Below are 11,017 nucleotides of genomic sequence, written 5' to 3'. Positions count from 1 at the left end.
ACTGCCCGAAGCTAAGAACTAGGCTCTTTCTAGATACTTTTCATTTTTTTATCAGTTCGATTGTTTTTACTTGACAAAGGGCTTTACATATCAGTTTTTCTTTTATTACTTCGACGAATGAAGAAACTTTGTTTCCTTATTTCCAACTTCAAACACTCCATTGGAGTGTTTGAACTCGCCTTGCCTGATTGAAACAGTCTGGGGGACTGTTTCAAGTCAATGCCTAGAAATAAAAAAGCATTGAGTTATGCCTGCGGCTGTTGATGCGAACTTTGTTCGCTTTATTTCCAACCTCCAACTATCTCCCAGATAGTTGGAGCGAGTACTAAAAGTAAACTAAAAGACTATAAATACAGGCTTTTTGATTGTAAATTTGAATGTATATGACATTTCTTCCTGAAGCAATTTTGTGCTATAATAGGAGGGATTGAAAAAGGAGAAGTTTATGTTTTATTCTTATCTACGAACACTATTAACATTCTTGTTGTGGGCCATCAATGGCAATATTCACTATCATGATAGAGAGAAAATTTTGCCACAGGAGGAAAATTATATTCTTATCGCTCCGCACAAAACCTTCTGGGATCCAGTCTTTCTTGGCTACGCAGCTGCTCCTAAGCAGTTCATCTTTATGGCAAAAAAAGAACTTTTCAAGGACCGGGGGTTTGGCTGGTGGATTTCAAAATGTGGAGCCTTTCCGATTGACCGTGAAAATCCTGGCATGGCAGCCATCAAGTATCCAGTTAACATGTTGAAAAAGAGTGACCGTTCGCTGGTCATGTTTCCTTCAGGAAGTCGTCATTCCTCTGAACTTAAAGGTGGTGTGGCGGTCATTGCCAAGTCAGCCAAGGTCAAACTCATGCCAGCTACCTATGTGGGTCCCATGACCATCAAGGGGCTCTTAGCTGGTGAGCGAATTGATGTGGCATTTGGAAATCCTATCGATGTTTCGGATATCAAGCGCATGGATGATGCAGGTACGACAGAAGTGACCAGCCGAATCGAGGCGGAGTTCAAACGATTAGATGACCATGCAGCTTCTTTCCAAACCAATAAAAAGCCAAATATCTTGACTTATATCTATCGTATCCCAGTTCTTTTGCTGGTTGCCCTTATCTTGGGTCTGACCTATGTCTTTAGCTATATTGCTAGCTTCTTCTGGCAACCAAGCACTCAGTTGGATAAAAAATAGGATTAAACTCGCAGCTTGCGGGTTTTTTTCTATCTTTTGCGAACTATATAGGTGGAGGTAATTTATGGATACAATCAAAACTTATATAGAAATGCTTAAAGAATACAAGTGGCAGATTGCTCTGCCAGCAGCTGCAGGTTTACTTCTGACAACATTTTTAATTTTCAGCCAACCTGCCAAGTCTGATCAGACAGGACTGACAGATTTTCCACAGACCGAACAAACTTTGAGCAGTCAAGAGCAGACAGATGGTTCTAGCACGGCAAGCAGTGAAGAGCCCAGCCAGCTAGTCGTTGATGTCAAAGGAGCGGTGGAAAAACCAGGGCTCTACACCTTAGAAGCTGGTGCGCGTGTTAATGATGCAGTTGATGCAGCAGGCGGCTTGACCAGTCAGGCAGACCCCAAGTCTATCAATCTGGCTCAGAAGCTCAGCGACGAGGCGGTGGTCTATGTGGCCAGCAAGGACGAAAATGTCTCGGTGGTTGCCAGCACGACTGCCAGCTCTGCTATGTCCCAAGAAGGAAATGAAAGTAAGGTCAATCTGAATACGGCGACCGAGGCGGATCTGCAGACCATTTCGGGCATCGGTGCCAAGCGTGCGGCGGACATTGTCGCCTATCGTGAGGCTAACGGCGGCTTCAAGTCGGTGGACGACCTCAACAATGTATCAGGCATCGGCGACAAAACTATGGAAAGCATCCGACCTTATGTCACGGTTGAGTAAGCTCCCCTGCCAGCCCATTCACCTGGCAGTCTTGGCGGTGGCGGCCTACTTTGCAGTCCATTCTTTTTCCCTCTTGACAATGGGCCTGCTGAGTTTGTTGCTCCTTGTCTTTGGGGTTCTGCAAGGTAAGGCAGTTTTCCTCAAGATGCTGCCGCTTCTAGCCCTGTGCGGTCTGTTTTTCGGATGTCAGAAGGTCCAATGGGAGCGGGCAGCCCAGTCAGCCCCAGAGCAAGTGACGATTGTGCAGGTTATTCCAGATACCATTGAAGTAAACGGCGACAGCCTGTCCTTTCGGGGTCGGGCTGACGGACAAACCTATCAGGTTTTCTACAAATTAGCCAGTCAGGAGGAGCAGGCTTATTTTCAAAAGCTGACAGGTCTGGTCCAGCTAGAAGTGGAAGCAGAAGTCAGTCTGCCAGCTGGTCAGCGGAATTTCAACGGCTTTGACTATCAGGCCTATCTGAAAACACAGGGCATCTATCGGACTGTCAAGCTAACGGCGATTAAGAAGATTGTTCCTGTCCAGTCTTGGAATGTTTTTGACTGGCTATCAAGCTGGCGGAGGCAGGCTTTGGTTTATATCAAAACCAATTTTCCGGCTCCCATGAGTCACTACATGACAGGGCTTTTATTGGGGGACTTGGACAGTGAGTTTGACCAGATGAGCGACCTCTATTCTAGTCTGGGTATCATTCATCTCTTCGCCCTGTCTGGTATGCAGGTGGGCTTTTTCATCGACAAGTTTCGTTGGATTTTGTTGCGTCTGGGTTTGACCAAGGAAACGGTGGATAAGTTGCAGATTCCCTTTTCTCTTGTCTATGCTGGTTTGACAGGTTTTTCGGTGTCAGTAGTGCGGTCCCTGGTCCAGAAAATTCTGGGCAATATGGGCTTGCGGAAGTTGGATAATTTTGCGGTGACAGTCTTTGTCTGCCTGCTGATGCTGCCCCGATTTTTACTGACAGCAGGAGGAGTGCTGACTTTTACCTATGCTTTCTTGCTGACGGTCTTTGATTTTGAGGACTTGGGGCAGGTCAAAAAGGCTGCGGTGGAAAGTCTTAGTATTTCGCTGGGGATTCTACCGGTGCTCATGACCTATTTCTATGCCTTCCAGCCCCTGTCTATTCTCTTGACATTTGCCTTTTCTTTCGTCTTTGATGTCCTGCTTTTGCCAGGTTTGTCGGTCATTTTTCTCCTGTCGCCAGTTGTCAAGATAACCTGGGTCAACGGATTTTTCGTTTTTATGGAGAAAATCATTGTCTGGGTAGCAGATTTGGGCTTTCGGCCTTGGATACTGGGCAAGCCGTCTGAGCTGGTCCTCTTGCTTTTGCTGGTCAGCCTCTTCTTGCTCTACGATTTCCACAGGAGAAAGAAATGGCTTCTAGGACTGAGCTTGGTCCTCGCTCTGCTATTTTTCATCACCAAACACCCGCTGGAGAACGAGGTGACGGTGGTGGACATCGGGCAGGGAGACAGCATCTTTTTGCGGGATATGCGGGGTCGGACGGTCCTGATTGATGTGGGCGGACGGGTCGATTTTGCGGCCAAGGAAGCTTGGCAGGAGCGGTCTTCGCAGGCAAATGCAGAGCGAACCTTGATCCCTTATCTGCATAGTCGGGGCGTGGATAGGATTGATAGTTTGGTCCTGACCCACACCGATGCGGACCATGTGGGCGATGTGCTGGAAGTGGCGAAGCAGGTCCAGATTGGTCGGATTTACGTGTCACCAGGAAGCCTGACGGTGCCTGACTTTGTAGCCACCTTGAAAGCCATCAATGTCCCTGTCCATGTGGTGAAAGTGGGCGACCGCTTGCCGATTTTTGACTCCTATCTGGAAGTCCTCTATCCAGATGGGACAGGAGACGGTGGTAATAATGATTCTGTTGTTCTTTACGGTCGCTTGTTGGAAACCAATTTTCTCTTTACAGGGGACTTGGAGCAAGGGGAGTTGGACTTGATTAAAACCTATCCCGACCTGCCTGTCGATGTCCTCAAAGCTGGTCACCATGGCTCCCAAGGGTCCTCCTATCCAGCATTTCTAGACCATATCGGAGCCAAGATTGCTCTGGTATCAGCAGGAGAAAACAACCGCTACAAGCACCCTCACCAAGAAACTTTGGACCGCTTTGATAGTCGAGATATCCAAGTCTATCGCACCGACCAGCAAGGAGCTATTCGTTTCCGAGGTTATAAGGAGTGGACGATTGAGACGGTGAGGGAATGATGGTTGAAGAGGTTGCTTAGAAACCATGGTTTTCATTAGTTTCCTGACGGTTATCGTTGGGAAATTTTTTTGATTCTAAAAGATTGCTAGCGTTTTCTTTGCATTTCATACTTATTACTTATATAATTGCAGTAGGTATTTTATCGGGTCAAAAAAGGAGACTATATATCTATGAATTTGAATTTTTTACAAAAAAAGCACCATTTTGGTATTCGTAAGTTTTCCATCGGTGTCGTGTCAGTTGCTCTGGCAATTAGCTTTAGTATTGTTGGAGGGCAGGTTGCGGCTGCGCAAGAGGTAAGTCAAGTGCCTGCTAGTAGTCTGCAAACTAGTCAGGCAGTAACAGATGGGCCAAGTCAAGATCAAACAAGTAATCAGGTTTCAGAGATGGTGGGAACTCAGTTGACAGAACCAGTTCCCGCAGAGACTTTGTCTCCAGTAGTTCAGTCTACTCAAACTGATTCAATCGTCTCACAGACTCCAGTTACCCAAGAAAATCAATCAACAACACTCGATCAAGAAAAGGCAAACTCAGTTCAACCCCTGTCGGAAGCGAATGTAAGTGAACCTAGTATAGGGACAGAAAGTTCTCAAACAGTGGTTGAAACTCCAAGCCAATCAGCAGTAGAGCCAGCTACAACAGCTCAGGTAGCAGAAACAGCAACAGTAGTATCTGCTCCGACCGACCAGCTAGCAGAAACATCAGCAGTAGAATCTGCTCCGACTGACCAGCTAGCAAAAGAAGTAGTCCAACCCGTACTTCGTTCAGTATCCATGGTTCGTAGTGTAGCTGCCAATGAAGTTGCTAAATTGCCACTAGATGACCAAGGGGAGCTTATGACCTCCGTCAATGGAAAAACAGTTCAGCAGTTTCAAGTGGTTTATTCGGATGGTAGTAGTCAGATAGTCCCTGCGACGACTCAGCCAACGACAAGCCAGACCAGAGAGGCAGTTGCGCAGCAGGTTGCTTCACTGAAAAATGATTTTGCGGCTGTGACCTATGAATCACTCTATCCTTACTTGGGCCATCAAGAAAGCTTTCTTGAAAAAAATGCTCTAGAGACGGCCATTCGGAAGGAAAATGGGGGAAATGCTCTGTCAGCCGACCAGATGCAGTCTCTCAAGCAGACAGCCTATATGGATATGCTGGATATGAGGGAGAGTTTTGAGCGAGTAAAGGCTAAGATTGAAGCGACTCTGACAGGTATTTTTGAGAAATCAAGCCAGGTCAATGTAGAGGATCTCCGTCGTAATAAGGAGAAGATTTTAGCAGGTCTTTCCTATCTGGATCGTCAATATTCCTTTGAATTTGGTCAACACCAAGCCCAGGATTTAATCTTGTATCACCCTCAGGTTTTTGGTGGTGGCGGGAGTCCCCTTGGAACTCTTACTATCTTGAATACCTTGACCTATCGTGATTTGACCTTGGGACAGTCAGCGACTACTTACCAAACCAAACTAGCTCCAATTACAAATCAAGTTGATATTTTCTCCTTTGTGGAGAAGGGAGTGAGCTTGTTTGAGCCAAGTAAAACAGGGGAGCAATGGTTTAAGGAGACCAGCAAGGCTCATCTGGCAGAGTCCCAATCTCCTTACGGAAATTCCTCGCTCTATCAGAAATTAAAGAGCAATGTACGTCTGGGTAACCATCTCATTCCTCTCTTGACCCTACCTACTGATCTTGTATATGCCATTAGCACTTCAAACACAGTCAACTATGGTTTGACGGAATCCTATGTCCGACTAGGTGACCAGACAGGCTTGGCAACATTTAAAGCTAACTTACAATCCTATGCTGATGATCAGGAAAGCTTTTTGAAATTCTGGCATCGCATCAGTCAGAACAGGGATATTCTAGCCAATCACGAACCGATTATTGTGGTTGACAGTCCGCAGAAACTAGGGACAGCTGCTCAGCGTGTTCAAGAACTTTATTCACCAAAATATGGTTCAGGAGTTTTAGAAGGGGTCGAGAAATTCATTAGACCGCTCAACCTTTATGCCAACTTTTTACAAGCTGATGGTCAGGCCAATGGAAAGACTTCCATTAATCTCTTTTTGAAAAAATCCCTGTCTGAGGCAGGTCAGTCTGTCTATACCCATGAATTGACCCATATGCTGGATAAGAACGTTTGGTTAAATGGCTATGATAGACGAGCTGGCCAGTTACAAGAAGTTTTTGCCAGAGGAATGTTTGAGTCTATGGATGTTGCCAAAACACCCTATCAAGACCCAAGCTTTATTATCAATACAGCCTATCGCATGGGGGACAATCGGACACAAAATGCTAGTCCAGACCGTTTCCAAACAAGTGATGACCTCAAGACCTATATGCAGGGTATCTTGGACGTATTGTACACTTTAGACTACGCAGAAGCTCAGTCTATCTTGGGGCAGATACCTGAAGACAGGGCAGTCCTTCTTAATCAGCTGAGCCTTGTCGCAAGTGCTAATGGTGGTCAGACAGATCAAGCTCAACCGATTTCAAGAGATTTAGCAGCAGGTTTGCAATCTGTCCATGATTTTGTAGATAAGCAATTGATTTCAGGTCGCTACAAGTTTGACGGTCTCAATACCACAGGAACAGCTCGGACCAATTCTTACTACACCATTCCTCTTTTTGAGCCTATCTATGCAGGTCTGCAAAACAATGCAGGAACAGTAGGTGACATTAGCTTTAGAAGAAATGCCTATGATATTCTGGGAGAATATGGTTATGAAAAAGGAATGGTAGCCTATGTTTCTGGCCAATATGCCAATGATCAGGCAGCTTTGAATGCCATTATGCCAGAATATGGAGGAGACCTAGCAACCTTTAAGAAGGCTATGTTTGAGCGTCGCATCGCCAAGGTGTCTGAGCTAAAATCCACTAGTGTAGCTAGCGATTTCGCTGCTATTCAGAGTTTGATGGATGCGGCCATCGCCAAAGATTTGCAACAGATGAAACTTAATGCAACCAACAGGGTAGCCTTGTCAACTAGAGTTTCAGCTGTTCAAGAATTGAAAAAGAGCATCTTCCAGGCTTATTTGAAGGATACAGATGACTTCCGTTCAAGTATTTATCAAGAAGTTCAGGCGCGTGACCTGTATGTCACTCAAGGGGATGAACAATCCAGAGACGGTCAAGGAACGGAAGCTAATCCATATCATAGCTTGACTTACGCACTTTCTCAAGCTAGGGATGGCGATACCATCAAATTGGTAAGTGATGTTCAACATCGTCAAGAAACGCCTTTCCTTATCAATAAGGCAGTCACAATTGATGGTCAAGGGCATCGCCTCACCTTCCGAGGTCCAAATGTAGAATTGGGGAATGATGTAACCTTTGCCAACATGACGCTGAATATGATTGTAGATGCCAGTCAACAGGCAACGATCTATGCCAATGGTTACCATTTGACCTTTGATAGAGTTTCTACAACCATAAGTCAAGCTCAAAGCAATCTCCGTCCAAGCCTGGTTGCCGGCTCTCGTACGGGCGATCCAGCAGGAAATCATGGGCAAATCACTATTACCAACGGAAGTTCAGATACACGATTTAACACAATCTACGCAGGAAATGCAGATTCAGCAAGCAACATTCCTGTGACGATTTCAATCCTGTCGGATTTTGTCAATGCCGATCAAGGTATTAAACTGTCAGGTGTTAATGGGGAGCTTGTTGAGGGACCAGTGTCTGTTATTTCAAAATCTAGTAGTTTGAAATCAATTGACGGTAATGGTAGTTTGGATAATGAGGTTACGATTGACACTGCACGCATTCACGGATTGAATGTACAAAATATCCAAACTCTGGAATTGGTCAATAAGGCAGATGTTAGTTTAGCCAGTCAGGTATCTGAGATTTCAACAGGTGTAGAACTTGCATCTGGCACGCAGTTGATCATTGCCAATGATCCAGTAACTCTGGGAAATCTATCTGGTCAAGGAAAAGTCATTGTCCCAGCTACAGCTAGTCTAGCAGTAACAGGTAGCATTGAAGGTACTGTTGAAGTACTTGTTAGAGGATTTGAGCATAATCTAAGTCCTCATGTGAATAAGGTATTCGTGACTGCTGAAGGTGGCTTTGCAGATACTGTTCGAATTGACTTGGAAAACCAATCGGACCGTTTTAGCTTGAGCAATGAGGGAATTTCCTATCGTTTGGTAGAGCCGACACAGACACCACAAGATATCCAAATCAACCTCCGTTTCAAAGATGGTGAAACGGTTGTTAAGGAAGAAAGCTTGACCTTGCAAGTAGGTTCCTCTGTGACAGATTTGGCGGCTCGTTTGCCTCAACCAGCCCAAGGACATTATGAGATTGCCTCCAGTTTTGACCAGACTCAATTAAGCAACCTGCAAACATCTCAGACAATTGAGATTCCCTTGGAGCTAGTTACCCCTGCCCTGCCAGTTACAGTATTCGATAAAACTGCTGTTACAGGGCTTGAAGTGGTAACCCCACCAACTAAGGCTAACTATCGTCCAGCTGAAACTGTGGACTTGTCAGGTCTTCAAGTGAAATTGGTAGATAATCAAGGTCTATCCAAAACCCTTACTCCAGACCAATTTGAAGACTACGGTGTGGCATTGGTTTCTGTTACTCTGACTCCGCAAGTTACCAGTCTTCAACTCCGTAAAGACAATCTCGAATTGACTATTCCAATTCAGGTTATTCCATGGAAAGCGGATGTTTATTCAGTCAATGTCGGAGATGAGTATGTCTATGAAACAGATGATGATCTGACTGCGGTGGAAAATGCCGTTTTGGCCAATGTTCAGGTTGATGCTCAAGCAGGTTCTGTTGAAAAGAGTCTTGTAAATCCTCTTCCAACTACCCTAGGAGAACACAGTCTTCCAGTTCTTGTCCGATTTGATGACGGTAGTCAGAAGCAGGTAGAGGTTGTGGTAGAAGTTGTCCCAGCTAATCTCCAAATCAACCTTCGTTTCAAAGATGGTGAAACGGTTGTCAAGGAAGAAAGCATGACCTTGCAAGTAGGTTCCTCTGTGACAGATTTGGCAGCTCGTTTGCCTCAACCAGCCCAAGGACATTATGAGATTGCCTCCAGTTTTGACCAGGCTCAATTAAGCAACCTGCAAACATCTCAGACAATCGATATTCCCTTGGAGCTAGTCACACCTGCCCTACCAGTTACAGTATTTGATAAAAACTCTATTACAGCCTTTGAAGTGGTAACTCCACCGACTAAGACTGTCTATCGCCCAGCTGACACTGTGGACTTAGCAGGCCTTCAAGTGAAATTGGTAGATAATCAAGGTCTATCCAAAACCCTTACTCCAGACCAATTTGAAGACTACGGTGTGGCATTGGTTTCTGTTACTCTGACTCCGCAAGTTACCAGTCTTCAACTCCGTAAAGATAATCTCGAATTGACTATTCCAATTCAGGTTATTCCATGGAAAGCAGATGTTTATTCAGTTACTGTCGGAGATGAGTATGTCTATGAAACAGATGACGATTTGACTGCGGTGGAAAATGCCGTTTTGGCCAATGTTCAGGTTGATGCTCAAGCAGGTTCTGTTGAAAAGAGTCTTGTAAATCCTCTTCCAACTACCCTAGGTGAACACAGTCTTCCAGTCCTTGTCCGATTTGATGACGGCAGTCAGAAGCGGGTATCTATTCAGGTGATTGTCCAGAAAACAGCTCATGGCAATGGCGTTACCCATGACTTGCCAGAGGGCGTTCTTCCCCCGCTCGAAACAGCTAAGGGCGACGGTGTCACTCACGAACTACCAATCGGCGTTCTTCCCCCGCTCGAAACGGCTAAGGGCGACGGTGTTACCCATGCCTTGCCAGCCGGTGTTCTTCCGCCGCTTGAAACGGCTAAGGGCGACGGCGTCACCCACGAACTGCCAGTAGGTGTTCTTCCGCCGCTTGAGACTACCAAGGGAGAAGGAGTCACCCACGAACTGCCAGTCGGCGTTCTTCCACCGTTAGAAACGGCTAAGGGTGACGGTGTCACTCACGAACTACCAATCGGCGTTCTTCCCCCGCTCGAAACAGCTAAGGGCGACGGTGTCACTCACGAACTACCAATCGGCGTTCTTCCCCCGCTCGAAACGGCTAAGGGCGACGGTGTTACTCACGAACTACCAATCGGCGTTCTTCCAGCACTCGTAACTTCCAAGGGCGACGGCGTCACTCACGAACTACCAATCGGTGTTCTTCCCCCGCTCGAAACAGCCAAGGGAGAAGGCGTTACCCATGACTTGCCAGCCGGCGTTCTTCCCCCGTTAGAAACGGCTAAGGGGGAATCATTAAGCTTTGACAGACCGATTCTTACAGTTGAAAAGCTGGTGAAACGATTGACTTCAGGTCAAAGTGTGCCACAGGGTATTCTAGTAGCTTCAGAGAATAGCCGTGGAGAAAATAGTCCAAAGCCAGTTGCAAAAGAAATGGCAGTTTCTGAAGGGGTAGTAAGACAGAGAAAGCTAACTAATGAACAGTTACCTAAAACAGGGGATAGAAACAGTAATCTTACCGTACTTGGGATACTGTTTGCTATGTGTCAGTTCATCTTTTTGAATGTTCGCAGCAAATCTTACTTAGTTCGTTTTACAGATAGGAAAAAGTAGAGTGTATTGCACTATCTGATTTTAAAGTGGAATCTAGTTTTTCAATCCATTTATGTATAAAAAAATGGCTCTTTGTCAACTGTAGTGGGTAGATGAAAAGCTAACACCTAGAGAGGACGAAATTGGTTCGCTCTTTCTTTATGTTCAAGGCAATCAAAATCCGTTTTCTAAAGTTTTCAAAGTTCCTAAAACCAAAGGCATTTCTTTTAATGACTTTGATGAGATTATTGGTAGCTTCCAGTTTGGCGTTGGAATAAGGCAATTCCATAGCGTTTAAAACCTTGTCTTTATCCTTTAGAAA

5 protein-coding genes are annotated in these 11,017 nt (G+C 45.5%); 4 read left to right on the top strand and 1 reads right to left on the bottom strand.

Features of this window, described 5'->3' with window-relative positions:
* Positions 1–445 precede the first annotated feature (445 nt).
* From C1E99_RS06410 to C1E99_RS06395, 4 genes are all read left to right on the top strand, one after another.
* Positions 446–1,192: a lysophospholipid acyltransferase family protein gene (locus C1E99_RS06410; protein ID WP_105106766.1), complete on the top strand. Its 747-nt coding sequence runs from the start codon at positions 446–448 to the stop codon at positions 1,190–1,192.
* Between the two features lie 64 nt (positions 1,193–1,256).
* A complete protein-coding gene (locus tag C1E99_RS06405) occupies positions 1,257–1,916 on the top strand; it encodes a helix-hairpin-helix domain-containing protein (protein WP_105206999.1) in 660 nt (219 codons plus the stop codon).
* Entirely contained in the window at positions 1,900–4,137 is a 2,238-nt protein-coding gene (locus tag C1E99_RS06400) for a DNA internalization-related competence protein ComEC/Rec2 (RefSeq protein WP_105206998.1), read from the top strand. The genes C1E99_RS06405 and C1E99_RS06400 overlap by 17 nt, the downstream gene beginning before the upstream one ends.
* A gap of 171 nt (positions 4,138–4,308) precedes the next feature.
* On the top strand, positions 4,309–10,716 hold the full coding sequence (locus C1E99_RS06395) for a ZmpA/ZmpB/ZmpC family metallo-endopeptidase (protein WP_105206997.1): 6,408 nt from the start codon (positions 4,309–4,311) through the stop codon (positions 10,714–10,716).
* 100 nt (positions 10,717–10,816) lie between these two features.
* Here the strand turns inward: C1E99_RS06395 and C1E99_RS06390 are convergent.
* Positions 10,817–11,017, bottom strand: a 201-nt coding sequence (locus C1E99_RS06390; RefSeq protein WP_161943210.1) for a transposase, incomplete at its 5' end; no start/stop codon positions are given.

This window comes from Streptococcus suis (assembly GCF_002964045.1).
Classification (GTDB): domain Bacteria; phylum Bacillota; class Bacilli; order Lactobacillales; family Streptococcaceae; genus Streptococcus; species Streptococcus suis_U.
The sequence above is the reverse complement of the archived record's forward strand: the minus strand, read 5'-3'. Positions and strand labels throughout refer to the sequence as shown.

Coding starts and splice junctions, on each gene's coding strand:
- C1E99_RS06410 (WP_105106766.1), top strand. CDS start 446: ATGTTTTATTCTTATCTACGAACACTATTAACATTCTTGTTGTGGGCC.
- C1E99_RS06395 (WP_105206997.1), top strand. CDS start 4,309: ATGAATTTGAATTTTTTACAAAAAAAGCACCATTTTGGTATTCGTAAG.
- C1E99_RS06405 (WP_105206999.1), top strand. CDS start 1,257: ATGGATACAATCAAAACTTATATAGAAATGCTTAAAGAATACAAGTGG.
- C1E99_RS06400 (WP_105206998.1), top strand. CDS start 1,900: ATGTCACGGTTGAGTAAGCTCCCCTGCCAGCCCATTCACCTGGCAGTC.